Here is a 17,408-nt window from a genome sequence, read left to right as displayed (position 1 = left end):
TCGCGACCCACGCTAGCCGGAGCCGAGTTTTTCGAGCATTCTCTTGAAGTCGCGCTGCTGGGTTTCGGTGAGCTTGCCCAAGATTCGGGCGTCGGCGCCACGTACCGCAGCCTCGGCGCGCTTGAGCAGGGCGCGGCCCTGGCCGGTCAGATTGGCCGGCAGCGCGCGCCCCGAGGACACCGACGACGGGCGCGCCACCGCCCCGACTTCTTCGAGCTTGCGCAGCACCGTGTTCATCGCCTGCGGGGTGACGCCCGCGTGCCGGGACAGCTCGGCGCTCGACATCCCGGGGAACATGGAAAGTATGCGCAGGCAAACGAATTCGGGCAGGGTCAGGCCCAGCGGAGCCAGCACGGCGGAAACCTCTGGCCGTAGCGCGGCCCCGACCCGGTAGAGCAGGAAGCCAAGCGGCGGGTCGTCGGCCCGAGTCATGTCAACGATATTGACATATTTCCGCGGGCCCGTGGCGCACATCGTGCACACCGCGATTGTCCGCGGGGCCAAAAGGGTAACCGAGGGGTTATCCGCAGCGGGTGTCACACGAGGAGGTTCGATGCCGAAGACGACGAAAACCGGCGCGGCCAAACAGAGCGAATTGCCCGGCACCCTGCGACGTTCCAGCGCAAAGGCTCAGCGTACGTTCGCGAAAGCCCATGACGCGGCGGCCGAGGAGTATGGCAGCGAGGAGCGCGCCCACCGGGTGGCTTACGCCGCCGTCAAGCACAGCTTTGAAAAGGTCGGCGATCACTGGGAGACGAAGGACGACAAGGGTCCGTCCGACGAGCGGGCCGAGATCGGTGGCCTGCGGCCAACCGGGCAGTCGGCCGAGGGCGTCGACGCCAACGCCAGCAAGAAGCACCTGCTCGCCCTGGCCCGGCGCCTCGATATCGCCGGCCGGTCCACCATGAACAAGTCGGAGTTGGTCGAGGCCATCATGAAGCACAACCGTCGGGTTCGGGGCCGCTGAACCGGCGTCGGAACAGGCCAAAAATGCGGCCGTCGCGCAGGTTTCGGCCCACCGCACGGACGCACATTTCCCCGGCGGGCGCGGTTTCGGCGCCGGGTGAGCGGGCATCCCGACCGCCATGGTTGCTTCCACCACTCTCAGCCAACTCCGCAAGTGCCTCAGCGAGGTGAGCTTCCCGGCGAACAAGGCGGACTTGGTCAGCGCGGCCGAGCGCACTGGCTGCGACGGCGAGACTATCCGCGCCCTGCGCGGGGTTGCGCCGGAGACCTACACCAACGTCGCGCAGGTTGCCGCGTCGGTGACCATCGCCGACGAGAGCGACGTCTCCGACCGCGACAAGGCCGCGGCACGCCGCACTCACACCAAGCCCGGGCGGGCGGAAAGCGCGAAGGAGATCTCCGGCCAAAGCCCCATCGTCGACGAGTTGGGCGAGAACCGCGGCTCGTGAGTATCGCTGCGGCGCAATGTTGTTCGCTTCACGATGGGTCGCCCGCCGGTCACCGCCCACCCGCGGCCCGGTGATGTCACCCGCCTCGTCGGAGGCCAATTGCACGTAGATCGCCGCCGTGGTGAGGGAGAAATGCGAACCCGCTCCTCGACGCTATCGCCGCAGTGACTTTTTGCCCAGCAGTTTTCCTGAGCTCTGGCGAATGTTTTCGCGACAAACAGGAATGAGATCCCTCTGCGCTTGTGCACCGGGGACGGATTGCGCTTATGGGACCTCATATGGGACCTCATATGGGACTCAGCCCATGCGATTACCTTTGCCGATTCATCCTTGGTTTGCGTGATTCACAATTCTGGGGGGCAACACACGCGCTTGGGCCGGCGCTTCAGGATTCCCGCGGCACCGGCCCCACCTACCGCCCTGACACTCCGTATGCCGGGCAACGCCGCCGTCGGACCGACCACGCGCCGCTGCCCGGGCTAATCGCGGGGAGCCTGTGAATAATGGTGCATTTGTTATCCACTGATGTGAAAGCCGCTGTGGAGCAATGCAACCCCTATTTCGCTCGCGAACCGGCCGATATGCGTATTTTCGCGAAGGTAAATGTTTGGGGCGAAGACCGTATGGCTATTTGCTGCATATCTGCGTATGCCCTCCGGAGGGCAATTGTCGTACACGAAAGGAATGAACTAGTGAAGATCACTAAGATTGCTGCGACAGCCGCTGCGGCCGGGGGTATCGCGGTCGCAGGCGTTCTCGCGGCCACGCCCGCGTCCGCCGCGCCCAACATTCAGGGCTTCGGCACCAGCGAGCAGATTGTCGACGGGCCGCTGGTTACCAACTACACGGTGAGCAACCTGCAGCCCAGCAACGTCACCATCCCCGGCTACACGCCCAAGGGGACGCTGTACCAAGCCGACATCAGCGCCCGGTCGGACGGCGGGGTTGTCACGCCGATGGTCAATGACTTCATCGCCCGCGGCCCCAATGGCCAGAACTATCGGGTGATCGACAAGGTAGGGGCCCCGAATGGGCTCAACCCCGCGCCCATCGCGCAGGGCAGCGAGTCGACCGGCACGCTGTACTTCGACGTGACCGGCGCGCCTCCGAACGGCGTGGTCTACAACGATGGGATGCAGGACATCTTGATGTGGACGTCGAATGTGGAGGGCGGCTCCGCCCCGGCGCCTGCTGCGCCGAACAGCCCGGCACCGGGTGCTCCGCCCGCCCCGGCGACCCACACCTAAATCGGGGGGTGGTGGATCTCCCCGCGCCAACATGGCGCGGGGAGATATACGTCCGGGGCATCGTGCGCGCCCGAATCGGGTATCCGAGACGACATGAGTAATGCGGATCACAGGCCGGCGCCGGTACGCGCGCAGGCGCAGCGGCAAGCCGAAGAGGCCCGCGAGGCGATGGAGGAGCGACGCGAGAAGCAAGGCGGCGGGCTGAGCGGCTGGGTGGCCGAGCGCGCCGGGCAGTGGGATCTCTCGGGCCAGGACGAGGCCACCCTGCAGCGCCAGAAGTATCTGTGGAACGTGTTGGTGGACTACTGGTTTCGGATGGAGATCGACGGCTGGGAGAACATCCCGGAGTCGCCGCCGTCGCTACTGGTGGGGATTCACTCGGGGGCACCGTTCGTCTGGGATGCGTGGACCGTCGGTCTGCAGTGGTGGCGAAGGTTCGGGCCGGAGCGCACCTTGCATGGCACCGCCCACGACGCCTTGATGGCGATTCCCTTGTTCGGCCGGTACTTCCGGTCTATGGGGGTGCTGCCGGCCGCGCCCGACGCCATCGCCACCGCGTTGGCCGAAGGGCGTGACGTGGTGCTGTGGCCCGGTGGGGAAGTGGATTCTTTGCGACCGTGGACCGAACGCGATCAGGCCAACCTGGCGGGCCGGACCGGCTTTGTGAAGATGGCGATCCGGTCGGGCGTGCCGATCGTGCCCATCGCCACCGTCGGTGGCGCCGACGCGATGCCGGTGCTGATCCGCGGAGACCGGCTGTCGAAGGCCCTGCGCCTGGATCGCGTCCTGCGGCTCAAGGTGTTTCCGTTGGCCGTCTCACTGCCGTGGGGGATCGCGCCGGCGGCCCTTCCGCAACTGCCCCTTCCGGCCAAGATCAGAACGCGATTCATGCCCGCCGTCGAGCTCGACAACGATCCCGCCCGGGCGGACGACGACCAGTACGTCGAGCGCAAATACCACGAGGTGCAAGACGCCATCCAGAAAGGAATGGATGCGCTCGCGCGCAAGCGCGCATTGCCGTTCTTCGGCTGATCGCCCGGCAAAAGCTTTGCAAGTCAAGACATCAGGACTCTAACGCCTCCGCGTCCAATTGCCCCGTCGCGCGCCTCGTGGTCGACGTCCAGATCGGCGTCAGCGGCGAGTCCGCGACGTCCCGTTCCGGTTGCGGTGGTGCGACCGCGCGGTAGCCGACTCCACGGACTGTGTCGACCATGGACTGGTGCCGGGCGCCCAGCTTGGCGCGCAGTCGCCGAATGTGCACGTCGACGGTGCGCACCTTGCCGGTGTTGTCATAGCCCCATGCCTCCTGCATCAGCCGGGTTCGGGTGAACGCCTGACCGGCGTGCTGCACAAGGAAATTCAACAATTTGAACTCGGTGAGAGTCAGACCCAGATCGCGGCCGTCCAGGGTCGCGCTGAAACTGGCCAAATGCAACAGAAGGCCGCGGAACTTCAGCGTGCCCTCAACCGCGCTGCGCCGGCGGGCGATCGCAAGGCGCAACCGTGCCCGCAGTTCCTCGGCGCCGGTGCCCGGCAGCATCACGTCGTCGAAATCGCAATCGGCGTCGACGGCCGCGCAATCGGCCGGTGCCACCAACGCCACCACCGCGGTACCGGGGTTATCGGCGGTCAGTCGATGGCTGACGGCCTGGGCCACCGCCATATTGCTGCGCGCATCGATGATCGCGATATCGGCCTCGGCGCATTGCCCGTCGGTGTCGGCCGTCAGGGTGGCGCGGCGCATCGGCCGGGCGAACGTCTCCAGCAACGGTAGGGCCGATTCGATGTCATCCTCGTTGGTGAGTACCACCACGTCCAAGGCCATCTCCAAACCTCTTTACGTCCCGGTCGCCCCCCCGGGTCCGTAGGCACCTCTGAGGAGATGTCGTACAGAGCTAGGCATGGGTACCCACCGCTTCCAAAACTATGCACGAGCTATGCAAACTCACGGTGGGTTCCGGCCGATTCGGCGTAGGAAAACGAAGGGGCCCGGCCCGTGTGGCACGGACCGGGCCCATCGTCGGCAACGCTACTGATTCGCCTTCTGACGCTCCTCGGCCGCCTTGGCGCCGCCGCGGGCGGCCTCCGCTTCGGCTTCCTTCTTTGCCGCGTCGCGCTGCGCCTCGGCCTTGTCCTGCTGTGCCTGACCCTCGCGGGTGAGGTCATCACGGCCGGCCACCGCGCCTATGGCCTCCTTGGCCTTCCCCTTGACGTCCTCGACGACGCCCTTCACCGCTTCTGCAGGTCCCGACTTGTTTTCTTCAGCCATGGAAGTGTCCCTCCTCGTTGGCGTACTGTGAGCGTCCACGCTCAGCGCTGACCGCGAGCGAACGATCCTGACGTACGGCAGGTCCGGTCCTTATTCTCAAGACCGCATGTTCCGCCGCGTTGATGCGGATTCCCATGCCGCCCGTCGCTCAAACGCGGGCCGGCGGCGGGCGCCCGGGCGCCCGGCTATTTGCGGTACGACGAGACTCGAAAAGTGGCCCGGCGCGCCAACAATGCGCATATGCACCCCGGCGCCGCCGCGTTGTGCTGCGATGAGGCAGGATGTGAAATGCCGTTCCGGATGCGGATCGCCCGGAATGGCACTCTCATGCGAGGAGTCTGATGACGGAGTCTGGGGAGCCCCACGTCGCCGGCTCGGCGGCTCCGAGGCCGGAGCCGGCAACCGCCAGCAACGGCGCCTCGGCATCTGCACCGGAAAACGGCCTGGGTCCTGGCCGGGCGAGGTATTCGCGGGTGTTGCTCAAGCTCGGCGGGGAGATGTTCGGGGGCGGCCAGGTCGGCCTGGATCCCGACGTGGTGGCGCGGGTGGCGCGACAGATCGCCGAGGTGGTTCGCGACGGAGTGCAGGTCGCCGTCGTGATCGGCGGTGGCAACTTCTTCCGGGGCGCGCAGCTTCAGCAGCGCGGCATGGAACGCACCCGCTCGGACTACATGGGCATGCTGGGCACCGTCATGAACAGCCTCGCGCTGCAAGACTTCCTGGAGAAAGAGGGCATCGTCACCCGCGTCCAGACCGCCATCACCATGGGTCAGGTAGCCGAGCCCTATCTGCCCCTGCGCGCGGTGCGCCACCTGGAGAAGGGCCGGGTGGTGATCTTCGGAGCCGGCATGGGGCTGCCCTACTTCTCCACCGACACCACGGCCGCGCAGCGCGCCCTCGAGATCGGCGCCGAGGTGGTTCTGATGGCCAAGGCCGTCGACGGCGTGTTCGACGCGGATCCACGCGAATATCCCGAAGCCGAATTGATCGCCGCGATCAGTCATCGCGAGGTCATCGACCGCGGGCTGCGGGTGGCCGATGCCACGGCGTTCAGCCTGTGCATGGACAATGGCATGCCGATCCTGGTGTTCAACCTGCTGACCAATGGCAATATCGCCCGAGCGGTCGCGGGTGAGAAGATCGGGACTCTGGTCACCACCTGAACAGACGACGCGATGAGTTGCGCGTGCGAGGATGCGCCGCGCAGAACTGAGGAGGAGCGGCGCGCACATGATTGACGAGGCTCTCTTCGACGCGGAAGAGAAAATGGAGAAGGCGGTCGCGGTGGCCCGCGACGACCTGTCGACCATCCGGACCGGGCGCGCCAACCCGGGCATGTTCTCGCGGATCGTGATCGACTACTACGGCGCAGCCACCCCCATCACCCAGCTGGCCAGCATCAACGTGCCCGAGGCGCGCCTGGTCGTCATCAAGCCCTACGAAGCCAGCCAGGTGGGCGCGATCGAGACGGCGATCCGCAACTCCGACCTCGGCGTCAACCCCACCAACGACGGCACCCTGATCCGGGTGGCAGTGCCGCAGCTGACCGAGGAACGCCGCCGGGAGCTGGTCAAACAGGCCAAGAGCAAGGGGGAGGACGCCAAGGTCTCGGTGCGCAACATCCGCCGCAAGGCGATGGAGGAGCTACACCGCATCCGCAAGGATGGCGAGGCCGGTGAGGACGAAGTCGGCCGGGCCGAAAAGGACCTGGACAAGACCACCCACCAGTACGTCACTCAGATCGAAGAGCTGGTCAAGCACAAAGAAGGCGAACTGCTGGAGGTCTAGCGACCGCTCAGCAGCTAATTCATCCAGGCCAGTGGCTACTCCAGAACCCGGCGCAGGCGACCCGCCCGACATTCCGGCGAGCGCCGCTGGGGAAACGGGCGGGGAGCCGGCCAAGACGACATCTCGGGCCGGACGCGACCTGCGCGCCGCCATCGCGGTGGGCGCCGGTATCGGCGGCGTTCTGATCGTGGCGCTGGTGTTCGCGCCACGCTTCTGGGTTCCGATCGTCGCCCTCGCTATCGTGGTGGCCACCCACGAAGTGGTGCGGCGGCTGCGCGAAGCGGGCTACGTGATCCCGGTCATCCCCCTGCTGGCCGGGGGTCAGCTCACCGTCTGGCTGACCTGGCCGTTCCATGCCGCCGGCGCACTGGCCGGCTTCGGCGTCACCGTGGTGGTCTGCAACGTGTGGCGACTGTTCATGCAGGACAACAGCAAACGCCCGGAGCCGTTCGACGACTCGCCGTCGGCCAATTACCTCCGGGACGCCTCGGTCACCGTATTTCTGGCCGCCTGGGTGCCGCTGTTCGCGTCCTTCGGTGTGCTGCTGGTCTACCCGCAGGACGGGGCCGGCCGGGTGTTCTGCCTGATGATCACCGTGGTCGCCTCCGACACCGGCGGGTATGCCGTGGGGGCGCTCTTCGGCAAGCACCCGATGGTTCCGGCGATCAGCCCCAAGAAGTCCTGGGAGGGATTCGCCGGTTCCCTGGTGTTCGGAATCACCGCGGCGACGTTGACGGCGACGTTTTTGGCCGGCAAACCGCCGTGGGTCGGCGCTCTGCTGGGGGTGGTCCTGGTGCTGACCTGCACACTCGGCGATCTGGTGGAATCTCAGGTCAAGCGCGACCTCGGCATCAAAGACATGGGCCGGCTGCTGCCCGGCCACGGTGGCCTGATGGATCGGCTCGATGGCGTCCTGCCCTCGGCCGTCGCGGCCTGGACGGTGTTGACGCTCGTTTCGTAGGTCGGCCCGGACGTGACCGATACTGGACAGGTCATGGTTCAACAATTGGTCTTCTCCGAGCCGCGCCCCGGCAGGCCGCCACGGCACCTGGCCGACCTCGACGAGGACGGCCGCGCGTCCGCCGTCGCGGAACTGGGCTTGCCGGCGTTTCGCGCCAAGCAACTGGCGCACCAGTATTACGGCCGCCTGATCGCCGACCCCCGGCAGATGACCGACCTTCCGGCGGGACTGCGCGACGCCATCGCCGAGACGATGTTCCCTGTCCTGATCACCGCGGCCTCCGAAGTGACCTGCGACGCGGGTCAGACGCGAAAAACGTTGTGGCGGGCCGTCGATGGGGTCACAGTGGAGTCGGTGCTGATGCGCTATCCGCAACGCAACACGGTGTGCATTTCGTCGCAGGCCGGCTGTGGCATGGCGTGCCCGTTCTGCGCGACGGGCCAGGGCGGTTTGACCCGCAACCTGTCGACGGCCGAGATCCTCGAGCAGGTGCGCGTCGGCGCCGCGGCCCTACGCGACGACTTCGGCGACCGGCTGTCCAACGTGGTGTTCATGGGCATGGGGGAACCGCTGGCCAACTACGCCCGCGTGGTCGCCGCGGTGCGGCGCATCATCGCCGCGCCGCCGCACGGATTCGGTATCTCGGCCCGTTCGGTGACCGTGTCCACGGTGGGTCTCGCCCCCGCCATCCGCAAACTCGCCGACGAACGCCTCGGCGTCACGCTGGCGCTGTCGCTGCACGCTCCCGACGACGAACTGCGCGACACGCTGGTGCCGGTCAACAACCGGTGGAAGGTCAGCGAAGCCCTCGACGCCGCACGGTATTACGCCGACGTCACCGGTCGGCGGGTGTCGGTGGAGTACGCGCTGATCCGCGACATCAACGACCAGCCTTGGCGCGCAGACCTTTTGGGGCAACGGCTGCATCGCGCGCTCGGTCCGCTGGTGCACGTGAACCTGATTCCGCTCAACCCGACACCGGGAAGCGAGTGGGACGCCAGCCCCAAAGCGGTGGAGCGCGAGTTCGTCCGGCGGGTCCGCGGCAAGGGGGTGTCCTGCACGGTGCGCGACACGCGCGGCCGCGAGATCAGCGCCGCCTGTGGACAGCTGGCCGCCGGAGGCGGGTAGCTGGAGCGCAGGCGATTCAGCATGGGCCTGTGGACAGCTGGCCGCCGGAGGCGGGTAGCTGGAGCGCAGGCGATTCAGCACGGGCCTGTGGACAGCTGGCCGCCGGAGGCGGGTGAACCGAACGGGCGGCCAACCCGTCGATCAAGGCATGACTTCATCGAATGAGGGTGCCTCATGAGTATTCGCCTGTCAGCCGTGAACGTGGCGTTCGCCACGGTGCTGGTCGCCGCGACGGTGCTGCTCGGCCTGGGCAACCCGGCGCGCGCGCTGGGCGCCGACGACCGACTGCAATTCTCCGGGACGACGCTGAGCGGCGCGCCGTTCAACGGCGCCAGTTTGCAGGGCAAGCCCGCGGTGCTGTGGTTCTGGGCGCCGTTCTGCCCGTTCTGCAACGCCGAAGCCCCCGCCGTCAGCCAGGTGGCGGCCGCCAACCCCGGTGTCACCTTCGTCGGCGTCGCCGGGCACTCGGACGTCGGCGCCGAACGGAACTTCGTCGCCAAATACGGCCTGAACTTCACCAACCTCAACGACGCCGACGGGTCCATCTGGGCCCGCTACAACGTCCCCTGGCAGCCCGCCTATGTGTTCTACCGCGCGGACGGCAGCTCGACGTTCGTCAACAACCCGACGTCGGCGATGTCACGCCAGGAGCTCTCCGACCGGGTCTCGGCCCTGAGGTCCTGATTCGGTGGACCGGGGTTTGATCGGCTTGGCCTTCGCCGCCGGATTGGTGGCCGCGCTGAACCCGTGTGGGTTCGCCATGCTGCCCAGCTACCTGCTGCTGGTGGTGCGCGGCCAACACTCGGGGGATTCGTCCGGGGCGGCCGCCACCGGGCGCGCGCTGGTGGCAACCGCCGGGATGGCGTTGGGCTTCATGACGGTGTTCGGGGCGTTCGGCGCGCTCACGGTCTCGGCGGCCACGACCGTGCAGCGCTACCTGCCGTACGCCACCGTGCTCGTCGGGGTGGTGCTGATCGGGCTCGGGTTGTGGCTGCTGGCCGGCCGGGCGCTGTCGGCGCTGACCCCGCGGCCGCTGGGTCCGCGGTGGGCTCCCACGGCCCGGCTGGGCTCGATGTACGGGTACGGCATCAGCTACGCGATCGCCTCACTGTCGTGCACCATTGGGCCGTTTCTGGCCGTCACCACCGCCGGCCTGCGCGGGGGATCGCTGCTCACCGCCGTGGCGATCTACCTCGCCTACGGCGCGGGGCTGACCCTGGTCGTGGGGGTGCTCGCGGTGGCCGCGGCCGCGGCGAGCTCGGCGATGGCGGACCGGCTGCGCCGAATCCTGCCATTCGTCAACCGGATCGGCGGCGCGCTGATGGTGCTGGTCGGCCTGTATGTGACCTACTACGGCAGCTACGAGGTGCGCCTGTTCGGCGCGAACGGCGACCCGCGGGACGCGGTGATCTCGGTGGCCGGACGGCTGCAGGGATCGGTGGCCGGCTGGGTGCATCAGCACGGGATGTGGCCGTGGGTGATCGCCGTGTTCGCGTTGGCCGGCGTGATCGGCGGCGCCTGGCTGCGCCGGGCGCAGGTAGGGCGGAGCGGCCGGCGACTACCGGATCCAGCCGCGGCGGCGGCCCCACAGGTCGCGGATCAGAGCCACGAGGGTCAGCGCCGCGAACCCGATCAAAAACCAGTCCTCGATGTGCCCGACGTGGTTGCCGCGCAGCATCGCCAGCAGGAACCCGAAGCCGATCAGGCCGGCGATGTGCCAGGTGCGGTGATTGATCCTGCTCCAACCCCACGCTGCCGACGGCACCTCGACGGCGTCGACGCCGTTGAAGTGCTCCACCTCGGTACTGGCCACGGCGCATCCCCTTCGGATCGGACTCGCTTGTCACCGAATTCTGGCACACCCCCCACCGGGTTCGCCGAGCACGCCTCGGGAGATGGCCCCGGTCGGTGCCGGGCGGCACAATGAACGTGTGACCCACCCGACGACCGACGGGCAAACGCGCGACCGGCTGCGCGTGCTGGTGCTGGGCAGCACCGGCTCCATCGGCACCCAGGCGCTCGACGTCATCGCCGCCAACCCGGACCGCTTCGAGGTGGTCGGCCTGGCCGCCGGCGGCGCCAACCTGGACACGCTGCTGCGACAGCGCGCCGAGACAGGTGTGACCAACGTCGCGGTCGCCGACGAGAGCGCGGCGCGGCGGGCCGGTGACATCCCGTTCTGCGGGCCCGAGGCGGCGACCCGGCTGGTCCAGGAGACCGAGGCCGACGTCGTCCTCAACGCGCTGGTGGGGGCGTTGGGCCTGCGGCCCACGCTGGCCGCGCTCGAGTCGGGCGCCCGGCTGGCACTGGCCAATAAGGAATCGCTGATCGCCGGCGGTCCACTGGTGCTCCGGGCCGCCAAGCCGGGGCAGATCGTGCCGGTCGATTCCGAACATTCCGCGCTGGCGCAGTGTTTGCGCGGCGGCACCGCCGACGAGGTCGCCAAGCTGGTGCTGACCGCCTCCGGCGGGCCGTTCCGCGGCTGGACGGCCGCCCAGCTCGAGGACGTCACGCCGGAGCAGGCGGGTGCGCATCCGACGTGGTCAATGGGCCCGATGAACACGCTGAACTCGGCCTCGCTGGTCAACAAGGGGCTCGAGCTCATCGAGACACACCTGCTGTTCGGCATTCCGTATGACCGCATCGAGGTGGTCGTGCACCCCCAGTCGATTGTTCATTCGATGGTCACCTTCATCGACGGCTCGACCCTCGCCCAGGCAAGCCCGCCGGACATGAAGCTGCCGATCTCGCTGGCCCTGGGATGGCCGCAGCGGGTCCCCGGCGCGGCCGCCGGCTGCGACTTCAGCACGGCGTCCAGCTGGGAATTCGAGCCGCTGGACGACGACGTTTTCCCCGCGGTCGAGTTGGCCAGGTACGCCGGGCAGACCGGCGGCTGCATGACCGCCGTCTACAACGCGGCCAACGAGGAGGCGGCGGAGGCTTTCCTCGCCGGCCGGGTCGGGTTCCCCGCGATCGTCAAAACCATCGCCGACGTGCTGCACGCCGCCGACCAATGGGCCGTTTCACCCGCTAACGTGGATGAGGTACTCGACGCGCAGCGCTGGGCCCGTGACCGGGCGCGGCGTGCCGTCGCACCAGCCCGCCCCGCCGAGGTGTCCGCGAAAGCGTCCGGAGTGGTGTGAGAAAGGTCCTGCAGCGGAGATGATGTTCGTTATCGGCATTGTGCTGTTCGCACTGGCCATCCTGATCTCGGTGGCCCTGCACGAGTGCGGGCACATGTGGGTCGCGCGCGCGACCGGGATGAAGGTGCGCCGCTACTTCGTCGGCTTCGGCCCCACCCTGTGGTCGACCCGGCGCGGTGAAACCGAGTACGGCCTCAAAGCGGTTCCGCTGGGCGGCTTCTGCGACATCGCCGGCATGACGTCCGTGGAGGAGCTGGCGCCCGACGAGACCGACCGCGCCATGTTCAAGCAGGCGGTCTGGAAGCGGGTGGCGGTGCTGTTCGCCGGTCCCGCCGCGAATTTCGTCATCTGCCTGGTGCTGCTCTACGGCGTCGCGCTGATCTGGGGACTGCCGGACCTGCATCCGCCGACCAGGGCGGTGGTCGGCGAGACCGCTTGCGTGGCACCGGAAGTGGCGCCGGGCAAGATCGCGAACTGCACCGGGCCCGGTCCGGCGGCGCTCGCCGGCATCCGCGCCGGCGACGTCATCGTCAAGGTGGGAGACACCCCGGTGTCGACCTTCGAGGACATGGCCGCCGCCGTCCGCAAAGTGCACGGCAACGTCCCCATCGTCGCCGAGCGCAACGGCGCCACGTTCACCACCTACGTCGACGTCACCACCACCAAGCGCTACCTGACCGCCGGGACCAGCGGGCACGACGGTCAGCAGCAACCCTCGACGGTCGGCGCCATCGGTGTCGGCACCGTCAAGGTCACGCCCACGCGCTACGGGGTGTTCTCGGCGATCCCGGCCACCATCCGCTTCGCGGGCGGCCTCACCGGCGAGGTGGGCCACGCGCTCGTCGCGATCCCGACGAAGGTCGGTGCGCTGGTCCACGCCATCGGCGGCGGGCAGCGCGACCCACAGACGCCGATGAGCGTGGTGGGCGCCAGCATCATCGGCGGCGATACCGTCGACCACGGGCTGTGGGTGGCGTTCTGGTTCTTCCTGGCGCAGCTGAACCTCATCCTGGGGGCGATCAACCTGGTGCCGCTGCTGCCGTTCGATGGCGGGCACATCGCGATCGCGGTGTACGAGAAGATCCGCAACCTCTTCCGCTCGGCCCGCGGCAAGGTGGCGGCCGCGCCGGTGAACTACCTCAAACTGATGCCGGCGACCTACGTCGTGCTGGTGTTCGTGGTCGGCTACATGCTGCTGACCGTGACCGCCGATGTGGTCAACCCGATCAGGCTCTTCCAGTAATCAACCGAAGGATTCGAACAGTGGACATTGGCTTGGGGATGCCGCAGGCCCCGCCACCCACACTTGCGCCCCGGCGTAAGACGCGCCAGTTGATGGTCCGCAATGTCGGAGTCGGCAGCGACTCGCCGATCTCGGTGCAGTCGATGTGCACCACCAAGACCCACGACGTCAACACCACGCTGCAGCAGATCGCCGAATTGACCGCGGCCGGCTGCGACATCGTCCGGGTGGCCTGCCCGCGACAGGAGGACGCCGACGCGCTGGCCGAGATCGCCCGGCACAGCCAGATCCCGGTGATCGCCGACATCCATTTCCAGCCCAAGTACATCTTCGCGGCCATCGACGCGGGATGCGCCGCGGTGCGGGTGAACCCCGGCAACATCAAGGAATTCGACGGCCGGGTGGGCGAGGTCGCCAAGGCGGCGGGCGCGGCCGGCATCCCGATCCGCATCGGCGTCAACGCGGGCTCGCTGGACAAGCGGTTCATGCAGAAGTACGGCAAAGCGACCCCCGAGGCGCTGGTCGAGTCCGCGCTGTGGGAGGCCTCGCTGTTCGAGGAGCACGGCTTCGGCAACATCAAGATCAGCGTCAAGCACAACGACCCGGTGGTGATGGTCGCCGCCTACGAGCAGCTGGCCGAACAGTGCGACTACCCGCTGCACCTGGGCGTCACCGAGGCGGGCCCCGCCTTCCAGGGCACCATCAAGTCGGCGGTCGCGTTCGGCGCGCTGCTGTCGCGCGGCATCGGCGACACCATCCGGGTGTCGCTGTCGGCGCCGCCGGTCGAGGAAGTCAAGGTCGGCATCCAGATCCTCGAGTCGCTGAACCTGCGCCCGCGCGGGCTCGAGATCGTGTCGTGCCCGTCGTGCGGCCGCGCGCAGGTCGACGTCTACACCCTGGCCAACGCGGTCAGCGCCGGCCTGGATGGTCTCGACGTGCCGCTGCGCGTCGCCGTCATGGGGTGCGTCGTCAACGGTCCGGGGGAGGCCCGCGAGGCCGACCTCGGCGTCGCGTCGGGAAATGGCAAGGGGCAGATCTTCGTTCGCGGCGAGGTGATCAAGACCGTGCCCGAATCGCAGATCGTCGAGACACTCATCGAAGAGGCCATGCGTATCGCCGCTGAAATGGGCGGCGGTGACGGGCCGGAAACAACATCCAGCGGTTCACCTGTTGTCACCGTAAGCTGATAAGCGCCAGCGCCCGAACTGGTCGCAATAGTTCGCACCACAGAGAGTTCGCCATATGTCGGCTCCGCCCCTGTTCCGCCTTGTCGGTGAGCGACGGGTGTCGGTGGTGCGTGATGCGGCCGCCGTCTGGCGGGTGCTCGACGACGATCCCGTCGCGTCGTGCATGGTCGCGGCCCGGGTGGCCGACCACGGCCTCGACCCCAACTCGATCGGCGGCGAACTATGGACGCTGCGCGGTGCCGACGAGTCGCTGTGCTTCGCCGGCGCCAACCTGATTCCGCTGCGCGGGGCGCCCGCCGATCTGAACGCGTTCGCCGACGAGGCCATGCGCGCGACGCGGCGCTGCTCGTCGCTGGTCGGCAGGGCCGACCTGGTGATGCCGATGTGGGAGCGGCTCGAGGCCGCCTGGGGTCCGGCCCGTGATGTGCGCGACCATCAGCCGCTGCTGGCGTTGTCCAGTCACCCCGGCTGCGAGCTCGACACCGGGGTGCGCCAGGTGCGGCCCGAGGAGTTGGACGCGTACCTGGTGGCCGCCGTCGACATGTTCATCGGCGAGGTGGGGGTCGACCCGCGGCTAGGCGACGGCGGTCGCGGCTACCGGCGGCGGGTGGCCAGCCTGATCACAGCCGGGCGCGCCTGGGCGCGGTTCGAGCACGGCCAGGTCGTCTTCAAGGCCGAGGTGGGCTCGCAATCCCCGAGCGTGGGCCAGATCCAGGGGGTGTGGGTGCACCCGGAGTGGCGCGGGCTGGGACTGGGTACCGCCGGCACGGCCACGGTCGCCGCGGTGATCGTCGGCACCGGGCGAACGGCCAGCCTGTACGTCAACGACTTCAACACGGTGGCGCGGGCCGCCTACGCGCGAGTGGGCTTCACCGAGATCGGCACCTTCGCGACGGTGCTGCTGGATTAGGAGCCCCGCCGGCAGAGCGTTTTTGGCCGGCGAGTGTGCGCCTGGCCGCACGCTCGCCGCTCACTGTGCGGCTGGCCCGGCCCCGCGAACGCCCGCAATCCACGCATAACGGTTGGGTCTCGGTGTGTCGGCGCCGCAGCGCAGGGCGCAGTTCTTAACATTTGCACCGATGGTAACCAAGACAACATTTGCCTCATCCGCCTCAGGCCTGCTGCTGGCCGCGGTCATCGTTCTGTCCGGATGCACGCCACGGCCCGACGGCCCGGGCCCGGCAGCGGAGAAGTTCTTCCGCGCCCTGGCCATCGGCGACACGGCGACGGCCGCGCAGCTCAGCGACAGCCCGAACGAGGCCCGCGAGGCGCTCAACGCGGCCTGGTCCGGCCTGCAGGCATCCCACCTCGACGCGCAGCTCCTCAACGCCAAGTACGCCGAGGACAGCGGCACCGTCGGCTACCGCTTCACCTGGCACCTGCCCAAGAACCGGACCTGGACCTACGACGGCCAGCTGAAAATGGCACGCGACGAGGGGCACTGGGCGGTGCGGTGGACCACCACGGCGCTGCACCCCAAGCTGGGGGAGCACCAGACGTTCGCGTTGCGCGCCGACCGGCCGCACCGCGCCTCGGTGAACGAACCCAGCGGCAGCGACGTGCTGGTGCCCGGCTACCTGTACCACTACACGCTCGACGCCACCCAGGCCGGGCCAGCCCTTTCCGGCACGGCACACGCGATCGTCGACGTGCTGCACCCCTTCAACGAGGCCCTCAACGACCCGCAGCTGCTCGCCGAGCAGGCCAGCTCGACGCCCCACCCGGTGGATCTGGGGGTGACGCTGCACCCCGACGACAATGACAAAGTGTCCCCGCTGGTCGGGCACCTGCCCGGTGTCGTGGTCACCCCGCAGCCCGAGATGCTGCCCACCGACCCGCATTTCGCGCCGACGGTCATCTCCGCGGTGAAGAAGGCCGTGATCGACCAGCTCGACGGCGAACCGGGCTGGCGGGTGGTCAGCGTCAACCAGAACGGTGTCGAGGTCGAGGTGCTGCACGAGGTGCAGGGGTCACCGGCGCCGTCGGTGTCGATCACCCTGGACCGCACGGTGCAGAACGCCGCGCAGCACGCGGTGGACACCCGGGGCGGCAAGGCGATGATCGTCGTGATCAAGCCGTCGACCGGAGAGATACTGGCAATCGCGCAGAATGGCGGCGCCGATGCCGACGGCCTGCTGGCCACCAACGGGCTGTTCCCGCCCGGGTCGACGTTCAAGATGGTCACCGCCGGCGCGGCCGTCGACCGGGACATGGCCACCCCCAACACCATGCTGGGCTGCCCGGGCCATCTCGACATCGGGCACCGCACCATCCCCAATTACGGCGGCTTCGATCTCGGCGTGGTGCCGATGTCGCGGGCGTTCGCGAGCTCGTGCAACACCACCTTTGCCGAGCTCAGCAGCAAGATGCCGCCGCGCGGCCTGACGCAGGCGGCCTCCCGCTACGGCATCGGGCTGGACTACCAGGTCGACGGCATCACCACGGTGACCGGCTCGGTGCCGCCGACGGTCGACCTCGCCGAGCGCACCGAAGACGGCTTCGGCCAGGGCAAGGTGCTGGCCAGCCCGTTCGGCATGGCCCTGGTGGCGGCGACGGTCGCCGCGGGCAAGACCCCGGTTCCGCAGCTGATCGTGGGGCGGCAGACCGCCGTCCAGGGCGACACCACGCCGATCAGCCCGAAGATGGTCGACGCCCTGCGGCCGATGATGCGGCTGGTGGTGACCAACGGGACCGCCAAGGAGATCGCGGGATGCGGCGCGGTGTACGGGAAGACCGGTGAGGCCGAGTTTCCCGGCGGATCGCATTCCTGGTTCGCCGGCTACCGCGGCGACCTGGCCTTCGCGGCGCTGATCGTGGGGGGCGGCAGCTCGGAATACGCCGTCCGGATGACCAAGGTGATGTTCGAGTCGCTGCCGCCGGACTTCTTGGCGTAGCCCCATGGTGGCGACCCGCTGCGCCCGGCGACGCCGCGCTTGCGATCGCCACTGGTCCCATGGTGGCGACCCGCTGCGCCCGGCGACGCCGCGCTTGCGATCGCCACTGGTCCCATGGTGGCGACCCGCTGCG

Annotated in this window: 18 protein-coding genes and 1 pseudogene; 15 read left to right on the top strand and 4 right to left on the bottom strand. The window is 68.4% G+C overall.

The annotated features are described in order from the left end of the window. Positions 1 to 12 precede the first annotated feature (12 nt). On the bottom strand, positions 13 to 432 hold the full coding sequence (locus OQ789_RS06520; protein WP_324684357.1) for a MarR family transcriptional regulator: 420 nt from the start codon (positions 430 to 432) through the stop codon (positions 13 to 15). Between the two features lie 121 nt (positions 433 to 553). Here OQ789_RS06520 and OQ789_RS06515 point away from each other — a divergent pair, with 121 nt between their 5' ends. The 4 genes from OQ789_RS06515 (at position 554) to OQ789_RS06500 (ending at position 3,694) form a co-directional block, all read left to right on the top strand. Further along, positions 554 to 967 carry a ChaB family protein gene (locus tag OQ789_RS06515; protein WP_324684356.1) on the top strand — a complete coding sequence of 138 codons (414 nt, stop codon included), beginning with the start codon at positions 554 to 556 and terminating at the stop codon, positions 965 to 967. Positions 968 to 1,085: 118 nt separating this feature from the next. Continuing rightward, positions 1,086 to 1,415 (top strand): DUF2795 domain-containing protein, encoded by a 330-nt coding sequence (locus tag OQ789_RS06510; protein WP_324684355.1) that lies wholly within the window; start codon positions 1,086 to 1,088, stop codon positions 1,413 to 1,415. Between the two features lie 692 nt (positions 1,416 to 2,107). Next, positions 2,108 to 2,662 carry an MPT63 family protein gene (locus tag OQ789_RS06505; RefSeq protein WP_324684354.1) on the top strand — a complete coding sequence of 185 codons (555 nt, stop codon included), beginning with the start codon at positions 2,108 to 2,110 and terminating at the stop codon, positions 2,660 to 2,662. A gap of 93 nt (positions 2,663 to 2,755) precedes the next feature. Then, on the top strand, positions 2,756 to 3,694 hold the full coding sequence (locus OQ789_RS06500) for a lysophospholipid acyltransferase family protein (RefSeq protein ID WP_324684353.1): 939 nt from the start codon (positions 2,756 to 2,758) through the stop codon (positions 3,692 to 3,694). Positions 3,695 to 3,725: 31 nt separating this feature from the next. On the opposite strand, the gene OQ789_RS06495 is transcribed toward OQ789_RS06500, so the two are convergent. Together OQ789_RS06495 and OQ789_RS06490 are read right to left on the bottom strand one after the other, a co-directional pair. Continuing rightward, on the bottom strand, positions 3,726 to 4,487 hold the full coding sequence (locus OQ789_RS06495; RefSeq protein ID WP_324684352.1) for a winged helix-turn-helix domain-containing protein: 762 nt from the start codon (positions 4,485 to 4,487) through the stop codon (positions 3,726 to 3,728). Positions 4,488 to 4,691: 204 nt separating this feature from the next. After that, a complete protein-coding gene (locus tag OQ789_RS06490; RefSeq protein ID WP_324684351.1) occupies positions 4,692 to 4,931 on the bottom strand; it encodes a CsbD family protein in 240 nt (79 codons plus the stop codon). Between the two features lie 341 nt (positions 4,932 to 5,272). Between OQ789_RS06490 and pyrH the strand changes: the two genes are divergently transcribed. The 6 genes and pseudogenes from pyrH to OQ789_RS06460 form a co-directional block, all read left to right on the top strand. Further along, positions 5,273 to 6,094 (top strand): UMP kinase, encoded by an 822-nt coding sequence (pyrH, locus tag OQ789_RS06485; RefSeq protein WP_324684350.1) that lies wholly within the window; start codon positions 5,273 to 5,275, stop codon positions 6,092 to 6,094. A 67-nt stretch (positions 6,095 to 6,161) separates the two neighbouring features. Then, on the top strand, positions 6,162 to 6,719 hold the full coding sequence (gene frr / locus OQ789_RS06480) for a ribosome recycling factor (RefSeq protein ID WP_324684349.1): 558 nt from the start codon (positions 6,162 to 6,164) through the stop codon (positions 6,717 to 6,719). A gap of 31 nt (positions 6,720 to 6,750) precedes the next feature. Beyond that, positions 6,751 to 7,680: a phosphatidate cytidylyltransferase gene (locus OQ789_RS06475; RefSeq protein ID WP_420716056.1), complete on the top strand. Its 930-nt coding sequence runs from the start codon at positions 6,751 to 6,753 to the stop codon at positions 7,678 to 7,680. Positions 7,681 to 7,713: 33 nt separating this feature from the next. Next, a complete protein-coding gene (rlmN, locus tag OQ789_RS06470) occupies positions 7,714 to 8,808 on the top strand; it encodes a 23S rRNA (adenine(2503)-C(2))-methyltransferase RlmN (protein WP_324684348.1) in 1,095 nt (364 codons plus the stop codon). Between the two features lie 174 nt (positions 8,809 to 8,982). Then, complete coding sequence (locus OQ789_RS06465) at positions 8,983 to 9,492, top strand: protein disulfide oxidoreductase (RefSeq protein WP_324684346.1); 510 nt, start codon at positions 8,983 to 8,985, stop codon at positions 9,490 to 9,492. A gap of 4 nt (positions 9,493 to 9,496) precedes the next feature. After that, positions 9,497 to 10,345, top strand: a pseudogene (locus tag OQ789_RS06460) (cytochrome c biogenesis CcdA family protein); the annotation flags it as partial. 21 nt (positions 10,346 to 10,366) lie between these two features. Here OQ789_RS06460 and OQ789_RS06455 read toward each other — a convergent pair. After that, complete coding sequence (locus tag OQ789_RS06455; protein ID WP_324684666.1) at positions 10,367 to 10,621, bottom strand: DUF2631 domain-containing protein; 255 nt, start codon at positions 10,619 to 10,621, stop codon at positions 10,367 to 10,369. A gap of 82 nt (positions 10,622 to 10,703) precedes the next feature. Between OQ789_RS06455 and dxr the strand changes: the two genes are divergently transcribed. The 5 genes from dxr (at position 10,704) to OQ789_RS06430 (ending at position 17,275) form a co-directional block, all read left to right on the top strand. Next, entirely contained in the window at positions 10,704 to 11,951 is a 1,248-nt protein-coding gene (gene dxr / locus OQ789_RS06450) for a 1-deoxy-D-xylulose-5-phosphate reductoisomerase (RefSeq protein WP_420716055.1), read from the top strand. Positions 11,952 to 11,970: 19 nt separating this feature from the next. Beyond that, positions 11,971 to 13,194 (top strand): M50 family metallopeptidase, encoded by a 1,224-nt coding sequence (locus OQ789_RS06445; protein ID WP_324684343.1) that lies wholly within the window; start codon positions 11,971 to 11,973, stop codon positions 13,192 to 13,194. A gap of 20 nt (positions 13,195 to 13,214) precedes the next feature. Next, positions 13,215 to 14,381, top strand: a complete 1,167-nt coding sequence (gene ispG, locus OQ789_RS06440) for a flavodoxin-dependent (E)-4-hydroxy-3-methylbut-2-enyl-diphosphate synthase (RefSeq protein ID WP_324684342.1) — start codon at positions 13,215 to 13,217, stop codon at positions 14,379 to 14,381. A gap of 55 nt (positions 14,382 to 14,436) precedes the next feature. Then, positions 14,437 to 15,291 (top strand): GNAT family N-acetyltransferase, encoded by an 855-nt coding sequence (locus tag OQ789_RS06435; RefSeq protein ID WP_324684340.1) that lies wholly within the window; start codon positions 14,437 to 14,439, stop codon positions 15,289 to 15,291. Between the two features lie 169 nt (positions 15,292 to 15,460). Continuing rightward, the gene (locus OQ789_RS06430; protein ID WP_324684338.1) at positions 15,461 to 17,275 is read left to right on the top strand and encodes a penicillin-binding transpeptidase domain-containing protein; all 1,815 of its coding nucleotides are present in this window, start codon (positions 15,461 to 15,463) and stop codon (positions 17,273 to 17,275) included. The last annotated feature ends 133 nt before the right edge of the window (positions 17,276 to 17,408 follow it).

It is taken from the genome of Mycobacterium sp. 94-17 (assembly GCF_035617725.1).
Lineage (GTDB): Bacteria > Actinomycetota > Actinomycetes > Mycobacteriales > Mycobacteriaceae > Mycobacterium.
The sequence above is the reverse complement of the archived record's forward strand: the minus strand, read 5'-3'. Positions and strand labels throughout refer to the sequence as shown.